The organism is Aminipila butyrica (assembly GCF_010669305.1).
Classification (GTDB): domain Bacteria; phylum Bacillota; class Clostridia; order Peptostreptococcales; family Anaerovoracaceae; genus Aminipila; species Aminipila butyrica.
The window spans coordinates 3207225-3222824 of sequence record NZ_CP048649.1; the positions used below are offsets into that span (position 1 = coordinate 3207225).

Genomic DNA, 15600 nt, shown 5'->3' on the forward strand with positions numbered 1-15600 from the left:
AGACCTAACCTGCTCCCTTCCCCGGTCAGCATGTTAGGTCTCTCTTCCATTCTTGTATATTGCTTCTTCATTTATAGTAAAATTTATGCCAGTTTCTCTTGCTCCGCATTCTTCAATAATTTTCCATGAACGGCGATTAATTCCCCACAGTACGGACATCTTATATAACCCTTCTCCAAAGAAACAGCCAGATTCTCCAAGAAGTATCTCATACAATGTGTACACTTTATCATGTTCATTTCCTCCATTCTTTTATCCCATAACACATGTTCCATATACCACTATACACGGATATTTTCTTAAATAAAGGCTTGACTTTTTTAATCTGCCTGTCCCTGCTGAATGCAGGCGAAAAAATTTTTATTCCGTTTAAGTTCTTACCTAAAAACAAAAGAGGAACTGCCGCCTCAGTCCCTCTTTTATCTGTTTTTTTAATATGTTATATAATTTTCTCCTGGTATATCCCTCTCAGTCCAACCCGGTCCACTCGTCGGCTGATTTCCTCCGAATCAATACTGTATAGTTGCTGCTCTTGCATACGCTGGAAAAATTCAGCTCCTGCAAAGGTGTATCGGTTCATAAGCCCTTCTCGGGTTTCCAGGCGCTCATTCGCATAGGCAATCAAATCTCCTACAGCCAGCTGTCGAGGCATTTCCATCGGTTTTAAACCCTTTAAGAAGCGGGCACTGTTGTATCCAGCCAGACTGCCTGTGGAAATAGCCTCTGTGTGGCCCACAAATAAGCCCGACTTTTCTCCGCCGCACAGCAGATTTTCAATGCGTCGAACCTTCATGGTATCATCTCGTTCCGTCACCGACAAATAACGGATGGAATTACCCTTTCCTCCTGCATACGGATCCGCATAACGGGCATTTTCCAACCCCGGCACTTGGCGCAGCTTCTCCAAAGGAAAGAATGGTGTCATAATCTTCGCGTAACCCGTATCCAACAACACGATATTTTCCGCATATTCGGTGAGGGCGTATTGTTGACATACCTTTAAGTTTAGCTTCTCCTTGGCCACATCCTTTTCTGCCAGCGGAATAACCACCACACCGGTTTCATTCAGTTCTTGCTGAATCTCCTCTGACAAGGAACCCTTCTCTAACTTTCCGGATCCGCTGAAAGCGCCCCAGGCACCATCTTTCCGCATGCCCATAATGTCCATTACTCCTGCTTTTTGCGAAATGCTGACTCGAGGGCCAAAAGCAGGGCATCGGAGGATACACATACAGCATCCATTACCGTAAGCAAGGCAATTTCCCATAGGTCCCGTAGATCCTGTACACTCAATAAAAACATCCCCCTCTATGGTCTCCAGGTCTGTACTTCGCTGTCCCAGGCCTGCTCCATTGGTCACAATCAACCCTTTTATGCGCTTATGCGGTCCTTCTGACGTATGATTAAGTTCCTCTGTAACCACATCGATTACTCGCGCCACCAAGCGAATCTCCACGCCCATCTCTTGGAGCAGCCGCCGTACCTGGGGCTCCACTTTCATCACATCGTATAGACTGGCATGCTTGTGCCCGGGAAAGTCGATATTCCGATGGCGAGAGCAGTTGTCTGTTATGGAAAACAACTCCGATGCACCCAAGGCGATGTTTTCCTCCGCAGCCGTGTATCGCCCGTTATTGCGCATGATGCCGCCTACATTGCCCAAACCTAAAAGCAAATCTGTTTTTTCCACCAGCACCACCGAAGCGCCCGCCTTCCGGGCAGCCAAAGCCGCTGCGCAGCCCGACCAGCCGCCGCCGATCACTACAACCTTATACATGAAAAAACCTCCTCTGAATGGGATTTAACTATCCACATATTAAGATATTCCCTCCAACGGGCGGTTATGTTTGCTAAAAATACCTCTTTTCTTGGACGTATCCGTCCTTTATCAGTTGACCTACATAAAGCAATTTAGCCACTCTTTTCCTGTAAGCGTATGAAGGAAAGGGATTTTTAGTGGCATTATTGCATGTACATGTTATAATTTCTATATGAAAAAGCGGTTCCCCCTCTTTTTCATAAGGATACAGATTGCTGATAAACTATTTCATCCATTTCTATAAGAGAAGAAGCAGAAGGGCTCAAAGTTATGCAGACTAAAAACAATATGGCCAATACGCTAGTTCAACGGGTTAGAGCCATAAAGATACAAGATATTATATTATTTCTCATCATCATGATTGTTTTAATTTTAGGCGTCATTACAGTGTTTCATAATTATAATTGGTACGATACCACTATTGTTAAAATTGAAAAAGTGCAAAACCTCCCAGTTAATCAATTTAATGGAGATAACACAAAAGAAAAGCATTATATTCAGAAAATAAATGGAATTATCATGAACGGAAAACACCAGGGTCAAGAGATACGTTTAAAAAACCAATATGCTTCTTCTAATGTGCTAAGTGAGGAATATAGCCCTGGCAACGAGGTCTTTATTAAGCTCCATCAAGGAAATCAGGAAGAGCTTTCTGGATTAATCTTGGGCTTAAAAAGAGATAAATATATGTCTGTTGTGCTAGCTTTTTTTATTTTTCTGCTCGTTATGGTAACCAGAAAAAAGGCATTTTTCTCCCTCCTGTCTCTGGTAGCAAATATAGCGGTGCTCTTGATTGCTTTAGACTTCAATTACAAAGGGTACAATATATTGAGAATAAGCATTTTGCTGGTTATGTTCTTTACCTTTGCTTCCCTGCTTTTTATAAGTGGCTTTAAAAAGAAAACCCTTGCTGCGATATTATCCACATTGCTCTCCTTAGGAATTACAATCAGTCTCTATCTGATTTTTGTAAAGCTGACAGGCGGTGTGGACTATACGTACATGGAATATATTGCAGGACAAAATTATCAGTCAGAGCTGTTTATGTCTCAAATTCTGCTTGGAGGCTTAGGTGCAATCATGGATGTAGCGATTACCGAAGCTTCCGCCATGAACGAATTACTAACGATAAATGAGAATATTGCTTTAAAAGAATTAATTCAGTCTGGACGGGAAGTGGGCTTTGATATTATGGGAACCATGATTAATATCATGCTCTTTACATATGTCTGCAGCATCATTCCCATCATTGTCTTAAAATTAAAAAATGGCATTAAATTAAGTACCATTATACGATTGCAAATCCCAATGGAACTTTACGGATTCATCATCGGAAGCATCGGCGTACTCCTGGCCATTCCCATCTCCGTATTTATTTCTATCGCTATCTTTAAAAGACGGAGGAAACTTGCATGATTCAGCTGTTAACCATTGTTTTTCTTTTGCTATTATATTGGATTGGTAAAGAACGGGGCCTCATCACCTTGAAGTCCCTTGGTTTTAACCTTGCCATTCTTTGTGTTTTGATTCTGCTTATGTCCCATGGCTGGAATCCGGTCCTGGTGACCTTTCCCAGTTGCCTAATCATTTGCTATATCACGTTGTTTTATCAGAATGGATGGACTGCTAAAACGATGGCCTCTTTCGCGGCTGTTCTTTTTATCCTTTCTGTTCTGTTTCTAATAGCCTACTATATTGGACAGGTATCTCATCTCGGAGGAATCAATGAAATCATGCGAAACGAGGATGAAATCGCCATGTTGTCCCCTTATATTAACATGAATATGAACCAAATAGCTGTTTCCGTGATTATTACAGGCTTAATTGGTGCAGCTCTGGATGCATCCGTCGCGGTAGCTTCTGCCGTTTACGAGGTCTATATCAATAACAGAGATCTATGCTTAGCCAAGCTGTTCCAATCCGGGCTTCATATCGGTAGCGATGTCCTGGGGGCAACCATGAATACACTATATTTTGCATGCTTAGGTGAATCCCTAACGCTGTTTATCCTATTTAAGAATTACCACTATACAATCCTGGAAGTAATCAACTCAAAGGCTTTTTGCCAGGAGTTTGTTATCCTTATTTTTAGCTGCACGGCCTGTATCCTGGTCATCCCACTCACTGCGGTCACCATTTCTTACATCTTAAAGAACCTGAACCGCTTTGAAAAATATCTGCTGGATGAGGAATTATTCTTTGATTGAATTAAAAAAAGAAAAGTCAGGATTTTAATATTGCTTCTGTTGTCTCTCATCCTATGGCGTTTCAATGCCGTATTTCTGTTTTTTACGCATGAGCTTCGGCTGAGAAATCTGCAAGAACTCCGCCGCTTTCCTGGTAGTACCAAACTTTTTCAAAGCATATTCGATTAGCTGCCGCTCTTGCTGCTCAACAATCTTCTCAAAATTCAAAGATGCTGAATATTTAACGCTTCGCTTCAAGTCTATCACCAAATCAGCATACAAGTTTTCATGCAAGACTTCTTGAATATCTTCTCCAGTGATTACGTGCTCCCGAACGCTGATTACCGCCCGGTGAATAAAGTTTTCCAGCTCTCGCACATTCCCCGGCCAACTATATCCTGTCAATGCTGCCAGCGCTGTAACATCCAATTCCCGATCAAGGTTGTATTGCTGGCAATAACTTTTTAGAAAAGATATCGACAAAGCAGCGATGTCCTCTCTCCGTTCCCTCAGCGGCGGCACGGTGATGGTACAGATGTTCAGCCGATAATACAGGTCTTCTCGAAACGCTCCCTGCTCCACTAGCTGTCTTAAAGGGATGTTATTGGCACAGATAACCCGCACGTTGATATGAACCGAAGTAGTTCCTCCCACTTTATAGAACTGGCTTTCCTGTAAAACCCGCAGCAGCTTGGACTGCAAGTTTAAGGACAGGGTGCCTACCTCATCTAAGAAAAGAATACCTCCGTTAGCCAGTTCAAAATAGCCCTTTTTACCGTGTGCCTGAGCTCCGGTAAAGGCACCCGCCTCATAGCCAAAAAACTCACTTTCCGCCAGATTCTCCTGAATCGTGGCACAGTTAATCTTAATGCAAGGCTTATTCTTACGAATACTGTTTTTATGAATTAAATCTAGAATCTTCTCCTTGCCCACACCAGTCTCTCCTTGAAGGATAATGTTGCAATCGTACTGGGCAATATTTAAGGCTTCGTCCACCAGGGCTTTGGTCTCTGGGCTGCTAAATACGAAATCGCCAATCCGGCCGCTCTTCTCCAAATCAGCGGCGTGGGCTTGCTTGGCGGCTTGGCGAAAGGAAATGGCCTGAGTATCATACAGCTGATTGATTCGATCCAGATCCTTTGATATGGAAAGCAATAACGACAAGGTATAATTTTCATACCCCAAAATGAACTGGCCCAGTAGATAGGTGTCCAGTTCCTTGCTCATGCTCTCAGCGATAAGGATGGATTGGGTGTAGCTGTTTTTAATGCTAGTAAAATACAGCTGCCCCTTGTTTCGGGTTAAGAGCACGCTTAGCACCTCAGAGCCCATCACGTCTTCACAATTGATGGTCACATCGTAAGGCTGCTCTTCTTTTTCTAAAACCTCGTCTGCACATTGAACCGGTTGATCTACATTTAGGATGTAAGCAGTATTCGTCCACCGACTCAGTTCTTGTTTTACCTGCTGAGGAGTCAGTGTTCCGACACCAGCCTCATCCAAAATGACGGTCATGTAGCCGTCCGTGCCCACCGCCTGACGGATGGCCGAAACGTAGGTGATACTGGAAACCAAGTCTTTTCCGACAATCAGATACCGCTTCCCTTTTTTGGCTATGGTATAGATGCTATACAAACTGGCCGCCTCATCAAAAGTAGCCATGGTGTAATTCAACTGCAAACTTTCCGGTATGGTTGTCATTGGGGACCCCTGAAAGGCAATTGCGTAACCGGTCACGGTCAATTCCCCGTAATTGTAGTCAATCTTGTGTATCTTCTGAATGAAAACCGGATGAGCGGTCATCGTGGTCAGACAAAATACCGGCTGTCCAATCTTGTAGCCGGAATGTCTGGCAAATCCGCTGCCCATCTCTTCGATAATCCCGTAAAATTGCCCTGCCGTGTTGGTAAAGGGGTTATGCAGCTTTCCTCTGCGGCTGATCAGCTCCAGTATTTTTGCGATAATCTTTTCTTCGTCAAAGCTGCATTCGCTGCAGAGTTGTTGGAAACAGTCTCGTTCCAGGTGAATTCGCTCTAGGGTAATCCGGCATTCTGTCGATGATATGTCTCTATGATTGTCCACCCTCCACGCCGTCACCGGAACGGCAGTCTTCGGTTCTATGACTCTGCTGAGTCCAAAGATGTCTTTCGTCGTCTCCATAGCTCTTCCTCCTCTCTTTATTATACGTGCCTCCGCTGTTCTTGTCCACGGGTTTGAATCGGTTTTACACAGTTTTAAACACTATTGAATCGATATTAATTCACCAAGTGTTTATTTATATTTGTTTGATGCATCTAATCATCCGCTAAATTTCAACACATTACAAGGTATTTTTGAATTTGCTCCATGTTGGCACGACACTTGCGGATAATATAGAGAATAATTCACGAGGAAATGGAGGTACTACTATTATGCAAAAGAAAAAACGCAGTGAATTAATGTTGATTTTAACAGCACTCATATGGGGCACAGCCTTTGTAGCCCAACGGGCAGGAATGGAATATATTGGCCCTTTTACCTTAAACGGGCTTCGGTGTCTCTTGGGGGCCCTGGTCCTGCTGCCTGTCATCCTGATTATGGACCGACAGCAAAAACGAGAAGCAATAAAGACTGGAGCCTTGCAGCCTACTGAAGCAGAGCGCAAATCAGAAAAAAGAACGCTGATAACAGGGGGCCTAGCTTGCGGGTTGATTTTTTTCGTCTCCAGCTCCCTGCAGCAGTTGGGTATGGTCTACACCACCGCCGGAAAGGCAGGATTTATTACATCCCTATATATTGTCATCGTGCCTATTTTAGGCATATTTCTCAAACAGAAGGTTCGCCCTGTACTATGGGCTTGCGTGGCTCTGGCCATAGGAGGGCTGTACCTGCTCTGTATTCAGGAAGGCTTTTCCATGGGTAAAGGAGATTTCCTTGTGCTGATCTGTGCCTTGGGCTTCTCCTTGCATATTCTGGCCATCGACTATTATTCCCCTAAGACCAATGGGGTTAAGCTATCCTGTGTGCAGTTTCTGGTCTGCGGCCTGATTTCCCTGCCCTGCATGTTCTTGTTTGAGACAGTCTACTGGTCCGATGTGTTGCGCTGCTGGCTTCCGCTTATCTACGCTGGCGTCATGTCTTGCGGCCTCGCCTACACCCTACAGGTAGTGGCACAAAAATACACCGAGCCTACAGTTACATCCTTGCTCCTCAGCTTGGAATCGGTATTTGCAGTTATTGCAGGAATTATTTTGCTCCAGGAACAGATTTCCATGCGAGAAGGAGTTGGATGTATTATAATGTTTGTAGCCATCATCCTCGCACAACTTCCTGTCAAAGGAGAAGGGCTGATTAAAGAAGCGACAATGTTAAAACAGGGATAGTCCCCTTATCCAAAACGAGAAAAGGCAGATAATCATTTAACTGCTGATTTTATAGATAATATAAAGGAAAAGAAAGAAAAGGAGATACGCTATGACAAAGTTTATGATTACCGATGATTTTTGGGCATTATTCCCCCAAGCCGAGATTTCCGTCATCCTAGCAAAAGGGATTAACAATACGGAAGAATATGTGGCCGAAGTTCGGCCGGAAATCAATCAGCTGCTGAAACAAAGCAACCAAGAGGCCAACAAGTTCTTAACTGCCGGCACGTTCAGCGAGAACAAGGTAATTTCCGTCTGGCGAAAGGCTTATCAACAGTTTAAAACAAAAAAAGGCGTCCGCTGCTCCATCGAAGCCCTGCTAAAACGTATTGAAAAAGGCTCTGGCGTATCTACGATTAATCCCTTGGTAGACATTTACAACGCAGTCTCCTTGACTTACGGACTCCCTTGTGGCGGCGAAGACATGGACACCTTTAAGGGCGATTTGCTCCTCACTCAAGCAGAAGGCGGCGAGCTCTTTCTGGCTTTAGGCGATGAGGCACATGATAACGCCCTGCCCGGAGAAATCCTCTACAAGGACGACGAAGGTGCGGTATGCCGCTGCTGGAATTGGCGTGACGGACAGCGGACTATGCTGACGAAAAACACGGTCAATGCCTTCCTCATCATCGAATCCGTTGATCCGGGCAAGAGCGATGATTTGAAGGCTGCTGCCATCAAGCTGGCTGAACTGACCACAAAATATCTAGGGGGCACCACCGAGGTGGTTCACTTGAACCAGTCTAATCGAGAAATGACCCTGTAATGAACCTTTATTGAAACTAAAATAATTTCCTTAGATAAAAATACATTTAGCGAAGGACTTCCCGGCTATAGCATTCAGTTTAAACCTTAGAAAGCTCCTGAGATTTAAACACCCGTCCCCTTGCTGGGAAGTTTTTCGCGTGTCTTGCTTTTTATGCTTTTGAAATAGGGCTTTTATAGCCCTACTTACCGTAAGCTGCCATAGCTGACAGCACAAAGCTGTTGTCCCGGCAGGCCCCTGCCATTTCCCCGCCATTCATAGTGCTGTCCACCACCCAGACTCAACAAATCCTCAAAAGGAAGCGCTTCGCTTTTCCCCCAGCCAGCAGCTAAACTAAATTGATATCGTTCCTCTCTACCGCATCCATTATCGAAACTCCTGTCAAAGAAACATGCATTGCTTTCTTTCATTTGTGGACCCCCTTTGTCCTTTTTATTGAATTATTTTACATTTCATACTATTTTTATATCATATTCCTTTTTACTTATCCTGTCAATATTTTACATGTAATATTCAGAAAAATCTTTATATTTTTAGAAAAGATATAAAAATTCTTAAAAAATTAAATCAGCCTCTTGATTTATACTATAAAATATATTACTATAAATTATAGTAATATATAGGAGGGTTTTATGTCATCCATTGATTTAGTAATATTAGGCATGCTGCTAGAAAAACCGCAGAGTGCCTATGATCTTCAAAAAGATGTTGAATACCATCACTTATCCAGATGGACCAAAATCAGCGTGCCGTCTATTTACAAAAAGGTTCTGCAACTAAAAGAAAAAGGATATCTGCAAAGCCAATCTATTAAAGGGAACAAACTTGCAGAAAAAGTCCTGTATACTATTACCAAGGAAGGCAAAGAGTACTTTGACCAGCTCATGAATACTTACGCCGAACAACAAATATCCTTTCTTTTCGATTTTAACGTAGTTATTGCTAATTTAAATAAAATGGAAAAGAATGAAGCGCTTGTATTGATTGAAAAGTTGCAAAAAAATATTTGTCTTTCCACGGAGAAAGTTCAAAGCTATGAAGCAGACTATACGGATATTCCCTTGGTTGCAAAGACCATCTTCGAGCAGCAGCGGCGGCTCTATCACTGCCTGTCCCAATGGCTAGACCACTTTCACAGTCAATTCAAAGGGGCGAAATAGCATGGCTATCACTAGTAGCTTAACCATTTTATTTGAAGATCCGTTTTGGATTGGTCTCTATGAACGCACCGAAAGCTGCCGTTATGAAGTTTGTAAAATTACCTTTGGGCCAGAACCAAAGAATTATGAAGTTTATGAGTTTCTACGCTGTAATTGGCATAGTCTAAAATTCAGCCCCTCTGTTCATGTCCATAAAGCTGATCAGCGGCACGTCAATCCAAAGCGCTTGCAGCGGAAAATTAGCAGCCAGCTCCAAGAGCGCAATGTCAGCACCAAAGCCCAGCAGGCTTTGCAACTCCAACATGAGCAGGGAAAGTTACAGCGAAAGGACAAAAGTCAGGAGGAAAAAGAAACCGAAAAGGAAAGAAAATATGAGTTGCGACAAGAAAAAAGGAAAGCAAAGCATAAAGGGCGCTAAGCTTCACATAACAGGATACCCAGACCAGCGGGCCACTTCACGGTTATCACAGCAGCATATTTTTATGCTGCTTTTTTTCCGTTATCTATAATTTTCTTGTTCCATACAGGGTTGACAAGTTTTTGGAATTATTGTATCATAAATGCAGTTAAGAGGGAGTAATTGATATACAAAGTCAACATCCTGACAGAGCAGTCTGCCTGGCTTTGTAGCCGTTTTTTATGGTAATGAGACTTTTAACATGACTTAGAATTAAAGTCGTGTTGAAAGTCTTTTTTGGTCACTGAATCATTTAAACTTAAAGGAGAAATTATATGATCATCAATGTAGTAATGCTTATTTTGAGCCTGGCCCTAATTCTAGTTGCCTGCTTTGTGTTTACCAACGCCATCGAATGGTTTGGCAAAAGGCTGAACCTAGGTGAAGGCGTTGTGGGCAGTGTGTTGGCTGCCATCGGTACAGCCCTTCCGGAGACCGTCATCCCTATTATCGCTATCGTATTTTATACAAGTGATGGCGCAGAGGATATCGGTGTAGGCGCCATCGCCGGAGCCCCTTTTATGCTGGGGTCTTTAGCACTGTTCGTCGTTGGTGCGGCAGTCTGTATTTACACGCTGCTGGGCAAGCGAAGTCTGCGAATGACCGCAGATGTCAATGTCATCTCCCGAGACTTAAAATATTTCATCATCATTTACGGTATTGCCATCCTGACCAGCCAAATTTACACCCATCTCATGGTTAAGGCAGTTATTGCTATCATTCTGATGCTGTCTTATTTCTTATACTTAAAAAATACCTTCTGTGAAGAAAGTCAGCAGCTGTGCGACTTAGATCCCCTCTACGTATGCCGCATCTGCCGGACTCGGACCAACATGTTCTGGATTATCGTTCAGCTGGTTCTAGCCCTGATAGCAATCGTCTGGGGAGCGCACCTGTTTGTAGGCTATGTAGAAGGCCTGTCCACAGTTCTGGGTATTACTCCGCTGGTGCTGTCCATGATTATTACCCCAATTGCGACAGAGCTGCCGGAAAAACTGAATTCAGTTATCTGGACGGGACGCAGAAAAGATACCTTAGCGCTAGGTAATATTACAGGGGCGATGATTTTCCAGAGCTGCTTCCCGGTGGTTTTCGGAATGTTATTTACTCCTTGGCACCTGGAAGGCGCTACCATGTTGTCTGCAATCTTAGCCTTGACTTCTGCCGCTTTCCATCTGCTTTGGATGAAAATTTTTAAGACGGTCAATGCCATCGTGCTGATGCTCAGCGGGTTGCTTTACCTGATTTTCATCTTCTACTTATTTGGTTAAGATCGGAAAACTTTGATAAAGGTGCCCCTTTCTTTGACACACTAAAAACCACGCATAAATGCGTGGTTTTTTTGTACAATTTATTCTAGTATACAAGCGGTGCTCCTGTATCGTTTCCCTAAGGAGTTCTTACCACACCGTGATCTTTATGGCAGAGATTTTCTATAAGCTTCCTTCGATTTCTTTTCTCGATAAGTCCATCTCTTCCAACGGTACAATCTTAGTCTTCTTTACAATTTTACGCACGATATACAACGCAATCATAATTGGCAAACCAATGTAAGCCACCAGGATGCCATACCAATCTACTCCAGAAGCAGAAAAGGCGTAATATCCCTGGCCTAAGATTACGGCCCCGGATATAATCAGGGAAAGGATGGTTCCATATGGATACCATTTCGTCCTATATTTCAGTACAGACAAGTCCTTTCCTTGCTTGGCGAAGCCCCGGCGGAACCGCAGATGGCAGATACAAACCCCAAACCACGTCATAAATCCAGTCAGCCCGGTAGCATTATACAACCAGGTGTACACCTGACTGTCCCCCGCAAAAGAGGTAAGAAAGCAAAGGCAGGCAATCACCAGGGTGCCTAGCACTGCATAAATTGGAACGCCTTTTCGGCTAGTAACTGCAAATACTTTCGGTGCATGGTTGGATAAGGCCATGGAGTACAGCAGACGACTGGCAGAATACAATGTTGAGTTTCCGCAAGATAAAATCGAGGTCAGGATAACTGCATTCATCAAGGATGCGGCCATAGCAATCCCGCTCCGCTCAAAGACCATGGTAAAAGGGCTTACCGCCACATTATCTACATCTGCACCGAGCAGATTTGAATCCGTATATGGAATCAGCGTAGCCACTATGAAAATGGCTCCAATATAAAAAATTAAAATCCGCCAGAACACGCTGTTAATGGCTTTTGGCACCGTTTTAGCTGGATTAACGCATTCTCCCGCGGCAATGGCGGTAGCCTCTACGCCGACAAAGGAAAACCCCGCTACCATCAAAATGCTGAAAACCCCGAAAGCTCCGCCTACAAAAGGTGCTTCTCCCACTGTCCAGTTGGAAAAGCCCGGGCTATCATTAGAAAAAACACCCAATATCATCAGCACGCCCACTACTAAAAAGATAATAATGGTGACCACTTTGATGCCGGCAAACCAGAACTCCGATTCACCGAATATGCTGACAGAAAATAAATTTAAACCTAACAGCAGCAAGATAAAAATGGAACTCCACATAGCCGACGAGCTATCCGGAAACCAAAACTTCATGACGATGGCGGAAGCAACTAACTCCGTCGCAATTGTCATTGTGCTGCAATACCAATAATTCCATCCCATGGCAAACCCGAAAGCCGGATCCACATATTTCTTGGAATACAATTCGAACGCACCGGCTACCGGCAGATACGTCGCCATCTCCCCCAACGCCGTCATCATAAAATATACGGCGATACCAATGATTAAATAGGCCACCATCGTGCCGCCAGAGCCTGCCGAACTGATGGAGGAACCGGTGGCTACAAACAACCCGGTTCCAATCGCTCCGCCGATAGCAATCATATTCATCTGCCTTGGCTTTAATTTTCGTTCCAGCCCGCTTCCGGCTGGCAATTCTTTAGTTTTATTCTCCATACATCTTCTCCTTATCTTATATCTCTCACCTCTTTAAATCTTACCAGTTCAGCAGCAAGCTCACTGCTTCATCAATAATATCTGGGGTACGGTGGTACAGATCCTCCTCATACACCCGCTCCGTCAGTTTATGAAAATCCTTCCCCCACGGGCCGATGTTAATGCAAGGCATGGATACCTCCTCCAGCTCTTCGATAGGAATGGCATAGAACGAGCCAAACAATGGCATGTATGTATTTAAAGCTCGAACCGTCTCTTTCCCCTCCCGTATGCTGGTATAACTGAGATCCGATATGCCTGTATAAAAATCCTCCACTTCATACGTCTGCCCGAAGTGGGCCTCCGTATAATGGCAAAGCTGACCGGATAAGTCGGCAATATCCGGCGCCAGCCCCGTATAATACCGATTGGAAACATTGGGGTAATAAGGCGGCACTAAGCCATACACAATCCGTGGGGAAATATCATCGATATATTGATATATAAATTCTACCAATTCAAAATTGCACTCGATGATACTGCACAGCCCTTGATTAAATCGCTTCTTAATCTCCTGGAGTTTTTCCCCATAAGGTCCGGTGAAAGCCTCTCCATAGTTATCACAGGCTTCTTCATACAACTTGGTAAAATCTGTTACCTGCACCGTCCAGGGCAGCTTTTCTTCCGGCAACTGTTTCACTTGAGCAAACTGCTGATATCTTTTCTGCATTTCCGCCAGCACCGTCTCAAAGGATTGGCGGCAGATTTCCTCTACCTGCTCCATGACTCCCTGGGGCGTGCGATTTAAAGTTAAAATGCTGAAGCAGCCAGACACCGACAAGGGCATGGATACATCATACTGCTTTTTATTATCCTTCAAATACAGCCAGGTAGGCGGCGGTGCCATTTCACGGCCTTCCACATCGCTGAAGGCCAGATTCAACTCTGTCCGCCGTAAGATTTCACTCATGACATTCAGTGGATTAAGTCCTTCAAAGACCTTGCCGATGTGGGACAAATATCCTCGCGCATAAATAAAAGGCATGAGCTTTCCTACCGAGCCTTCGGAAAAGATTCCTTTATCCGCTTCCTTCCGCTGGTGAGGCTCCGAATTTATCATCATCCGGTAATTCAACCCATATTGCTGCTTCAGCTCTTTTAGCAGGCTGACAGCGGCCCGCATCCCTGCGGACAAGTTCTCCTCATCTGGCACGGCCAATAGCAGGATGTTGCCTTTCAGCCCCCGAACCCGGCTGTACCGCTCCAAAAGCGCCAGTTGTATCGCTCCGCCCCCTTTCATGTCGCAAACCCCTCGGCCAAACAGGTAGTCCCCAGACAATAGGTCAAGCTGTGCTTCCTCTGGCAGAGAATCCTTTATTTTCAGCAGCTCTTCTTTTAAGGGCTCTGGCGAAAAGGCATAAGGCTTCAGCAGTTTATAATCCCCTATTTCTACTACATCATTGTGGTGAATAAACACTACCGTATCTGGCCCTTCTCCCTTGACCAACCCATAAGAAACCGCTCGCTCAAAAGGATCTTCCGGAATAGCATAGGTGCCAAAATACTCCGGGTGTTGCTTAAAATAAGGGATGTCGGAAAAGTGCTTCATGAGGAAATCCTCTGCCGCCTTTTCCCCGCTGCTGAAAGTAAAGCTTTCCGCCTTAATATAGGACAGCAGAATTTTTCGGATGTCCTGCCCGATTTCCTCCAGCCTTTCTTTCTTCTCATCCATAATTGTTTAACCTTCCTTTCTGCCGTTCTTTCTCACCCTCTGTTTAGATGACTTTCTACGTTAAATTCTGTACAAAGGAGCGGTCAGACAAGTCGGTCCGCCAGTACCCCGATAAGAAAGTTCCTTTCCTTCATAGGTCAGCACCTCTACCCCCAAGTCCTCTAATTGCTTCTGAACCTTTGGACAGCCTTTGATGAAGACCACCTGGCCCGGCTTCAAGGCCAGCAGATTCGTTCCCAAGTAATCGTATTCCTCATCATCGGCCTCGATTAAAGTAATCCCTTTGTCAATTAAGTACTCTCGGAAGAACACCGGCATGTACTTGGAGTAGACCACCGCCTTATCGCGGTCCACAAAACTGATGATGCTCATCAGGTGCAGACAGGCATCTACGCCATCTCCGTGAGGCATAGGTATGATTATGTATTCCTCCACCACATCCTTGGTCAGTTCCTTAAACTGACGAATACCTTCATCATTCGTCCGGTAACCTCGTCCGATGGCCACCGTCTTTTCATCAATCCAGAGAACATCCCCGCCCTCCATTTTGCCAGGAGCTTGTATCTCCCCTAAGGTTGGAATGCCAATGCTCTCTAAATATGCCTTTGTAGCAAGATATTCCTTGCTTCTCAGCTCTTTGCCCATAGGAAAGTAGATGGCCCCTTTTTTCGTTATTTTCAGCGGGTCGTGAGCATAAATGGAATCCAGTCCAGTTCTCTCATCAGCAGGCAGGGTATAAACCTCCTTTACATGCTTGCGAATAATCTGCTCAAAGACTTCATATTCTTTCAGCACGGTTGCATAATCGGGACAACCAAAATATTTAAAGTTTTTCCAATTCTCATCCAGATGCTCCTGACTGATAAACGCCTCCTGTGGCCGCTTGATTAAAATTGCCTGAATCTCTTCCACCATGGACTGACAACCATATTTCATATTTCTTTACCTCCTTGCATACACAGTAACAAAATAACAGCGCTTTACTTTTTTGTTTTTAGAAAAGAGCAAATATTGTGCCAACTTTATAGTTAATTGACATTTTGAATAAATATACAACACTTCTCCTTCATATTGCAAGCTTTATTGCATATTTATTTTATTTTTTTATTTATTATTTATTTCTTTTTTAATTTTCACTGTACCTTTTTTCGCAAAAAAATAATAACAAGGTAAAATTTTTTGCAC

The 15600-nt window shown here is 44.0% G+C and carries 14 protein-coding genes; 7 read left to right on the forward strand and 7 right to left on the reverse strand.

Translation table 11 applies throughout. The features are described from left to right. Nucleotides 1-83: 83 nt before the first annotated feature. Both Ami103574_RS15035 and Ami103574_RS15040 read right to left on the reverse strand, forming a co-directional pair. Nucleotides 84-233 carry a hypothetical protein gene (locus Ami103574_RS15035; protein ID WP_163067768.1) on the reverse strand — a complete coding sequence of 50 codons (150 nt, stop codon included), beginning with the start codon at nucleotides 231-233 and terminating at the stop codon, nucleotides 84-86. Between the two features lie 206 nt (nucleotides 234-439). Further along, a complete protein-coding gene (locus Ami103574_RS15040) occupies nucleotides 440-1777 on the reverse strand; it encodes an FAD-dependent oxidoreductase (protein WP_163067769.1) in 1338 nt (445 codons plus the stop codon). A gap of 312 nt (nucleotides 1778-2089) precedes the next feature. Here Ami103574_RS15040 and Ami103574_RS15045 point away from each other — a divergent pair, with 312 nt between their 5' ends. Together Ami103574_RS15045 and Ami103574_RS15050 are read left to right on the forward strand one after the other, a co-directional pair. After that, nucleotides 2090-3235: a YibE/F family protein gene (locus Ami103574_RS15045; RefSeq protein WP_163067770.1), complete on the forward strand. Its 1146-nt coding sequence runs from the start codon at nucleotides 2090-2092 to the stop codon at nucleotides 3233-3235. Beyond that, nucleotides 3232-4026: a YibE/F family protein gene (locus tag Ami103574_RS15050; RefSeq protein ID WP_163067771.1), complete on the forward strand. Its 795-nt coding sequence runs from the start codon at nucleotides 3232-3234 to the stop codon at nucleotides 4024-4026. Before Ami103574_RS15045 ends, Ami103574_RS15050 begins: the two co-directional genes overlap by 4 nt. A gap of 51 nt (nucleotides 4027-4077) precedes the next feature. Here Ami103574_RS15050 and Ami103574_RS15055 read toward each other — a convergent pair whose 3' ends face one another. Beyond that, nucleotides 4078-6165 (reverse strand): sigma-54 interaction domain-containing protein, encoded by a 2088-nt coding sequence (locus Ami103574_RS15055; RefSeq protein ID WP_163067772.1) that lies wholly within the window; start codon nucleotides 6163-6165, stop codon nucleotides 4078-4080. 251 nt (nucleotides 6166-6416) lie between these two features. Here Ami103574_RS15055 and Ami103574_RS15060 point away from each other — a divergent pair, with 251 nt between their 5' ends. Both Ami103574_RS15060 and Ami103574_RS15065 read left to right on the forward strand, forming a co-directional pair. Beyond that, nucleotides 6417-7367 (forward strand): DMT family transporter, encoded by a 951-nt coding sequence (locus Ami103574_RS15060; RefSeq protein ID WP_163067773.1) that lies wholly within the window; start codon nucleotides 6417-6419, stop codon nucleotides 7365-7367. A 91-nt stretch (nucleotides 7368-7458) separates the two neighbouring features. Then, on the forward strand, nucleotides 7459-8175 hold the full coding sequence (locus tag Ami103574_RS15065) for a B3/B4 domain-containing protein (protein ID WP_163067774.1): 717 nt from the start codon (nucleotides 7459-7461) through the stop codon (nucleotides 8173-8175). A gap of 185 nt (nucleotides 8176-8360) precedes the next feature. Here Ami103574_RS15065 and Ami103574_RS15070 read toward each other — a convergent pair whose 3' ends face one another. Beyond that, nucleotides 8361-8585, reverse strand: a complete 225-nt coding sequence (locus Ami103574_RS15070) for a hypothetical protein (RefSeq protein WP_163067775.1) — start codon at nucleotides 8583-8585, stop codon at nucleotides 8361-8363. A gap of 222 nt (nucleotides 8586-8807) precedes the next feature. On the opposite strand from Ami103574_RS15070, the gene Ami103574_RS15075 reads away from it, so the two are divergent. The 3 genes from Ami103574_RS15075 to Ami103574_RS15085 all read left to right on the forward strand — a co-directional run bounded on the left by Ami103574_RS15075 (nucleotide 8808) and on the right by Ami103574_RS15085 (nucleotide 11063). Continuing rightward, a complete protein-coding gene (locus Ami103574_RS15075) occupies nucleotides 8808-9335 on the forward strand; it encodes a PadR family transcriptional regulator (protein WP_163067776.1) in 528 nt (175 codons plus the stop codon). A 1-nt stretch (nucleotide 9336) separates the two neighbouring features. After that, nucleotides 9337-9753 carry a YjdF family protein gene (locus Ami103574_RS15080; protein WP_163067777.1) on the forward strand — a complete coding sequence of 139 codons (417 nt, stop codon included), beginning with the start codon at nucleotides 9337-9339 and terminating at the stop codon, nucleotides 9751-9753. A gap of 314 nt (nucleotides 9754-10067) precedes the next feature. Beyond that, a complete protein-coding gene (locus Ami103574_RS15085) occupies nucleotides 10068-11063 on the forward strand; it encodes a sodium:calcium antiporter (RefSeq protein WP_163067778.1) in 996 nt (331 codons plus the stop codon). Between the two features lie 162 nt (nucleotides 11064-11225). Here the strand turns inward: Ami103574_RS15085 and Ami103574_RS15090 are convergent, their stop codons facing one another. The 3 genes from Ami103574_RS15090 to Ami103574_RS15100 are packed head-to-tail and all read right to left on the reverse strand — an operon-like array spanning nucleotide 11226 to nucleotide 15351. Next, nucleotides 11226-12704, reverse strand: a complete 1479-nt coding sequence (locus tag Ami103574_RS15090; RefSeq protein ID WP_163067779.1) for an amino acid permease — start codon at nucleotides 12702-12704, stop codon at nucleotides 11226-11228. A 40-nt stretch (nucleotides 12705-12744) separates the two neighbouring features. Further along, nucleotides 12745-14415, reverse strand: coding sequence for a M20/M25/M40 family metallo-hydrolase (locus Ami103574_RS15095; protein ID WP_163067780.1), 1671 nt, complete (start codon nucleotides 14413-14415; stop codon nucleotides 12745-12747). 60 nt (nucleotides 14416-14475) lie between these two features. Then, nucleotides 14476-15351, reverse strand: a complete 876-nt coding sequence (locus tag Ami103574_RS15100) for a dimethylarginine dimethylaminohydrolase family protein (protein ID WP_163067781.1) — start codon at nucleotides 15349-15351, stop codon at nucleotides 14476-14478. Nucleotides 15352-15600: the final 249 nt, after the last annotated feature.

Bases quoted from the DNA above. Each gene is read 5' to 3' on its own strand.
- Ami103574_RS15035 (WP_163067768.1), bottom strand. From the start codon at position 233: ATGATAAAGTGTACACATTGTATGAGATACTTCTTGGAGAATCTGGCT.
- Ami103574_RS15065 (WP_163067774.1), top strand. From the start codon at position 7,459: ATGACAAAGTTTATGATTACCGATGATTTTTGGGCATTATTCCCCCAA.
- Ami103574_RS15085 (WP_163067778.1), top strand. From the start codon at position 10,068: ATGATCATCAATGTAGTAATGCTTATTTTGAGCCTGGCCCTAATTCTA.
- Ami103574_RS15080 (WP_163067777.1), top strand. From the start codon at position 9,337: ATGGCTATCACTAGTAGCTTAACCATTTTATTTGAAGATCCGTTTTGG.
- Ami103574_RS15090 (WP_163067779.1), bottom strand. From the start codon at position 12,704: ATGGAGAATAAAACTAAAGAATTGCCAGCCGGAAGCGGGCTGGAACGA.
- Ami103574_RS15045 (WP_163067770.1), top strand. From the start codon at position 2,090: ATGCAGACTAAAAACAATATGGCCAATACGCTAGTTCAACGGGTTAGA.
- Ami103574_RS15060 (WP_163067773.1), top strand. From the start codon at position 6,417: ATGCAAAAGAAAAAACGCAGTGAATTAATGTTGATTTTAACAGCACTC.
- Ami103574_RS15070 (WP_163067775.1), bottom strand. From the start codon at position 8,585: ATGAAAGAAAGCAATGCATGTTTCTTTGACAGGAGTTTCGATAATGGA.
- Ami103574_RS15050 (WP_163067771.1), top strand. From the start codon at position 3,232: ATGATTCAGCTGTTAACCATTGTTTTTCTTTTGCTATTATATTGGATT.
- Ami103574_RS15055 (WP_163067772.1), bottom strand. From the start codon at position 6,165: ATGGAGACGACGAAAGACATCTTTGGACTCAGCAGAGTCATAGAACCG.
- Ami103574_RS15075 (WP_163067776.1), top strand. From the start codon at position 8,808: ATGTCATCCATTGATTTAGTAATATTAGGCATGCTGCTAGAAAAACCG.
- Ami103574_RS15100 (WP_163067781.1), bottom strand. From the start codon at position 15,351: ATGAAATATGGTTGTCAGTCCATGGTGGAAGAGATTCAGGCAATTTTA.
- Ami103574_RS15040 (WP_163067769.1), bottom strand. From the start codon at position 1,777: ATGTATAAGGTTGTAGTGATCGGCGGCGGCTGGTCGGGCTGCGCAGCG.
- Ami103574_RS15095 (WP_163067780.1), bottom strand. From the start codon at position 14,415: ATGGATGAGAAGAAAGAAAGGCTGGAGGAAATCGGGCAGGACATCCGA.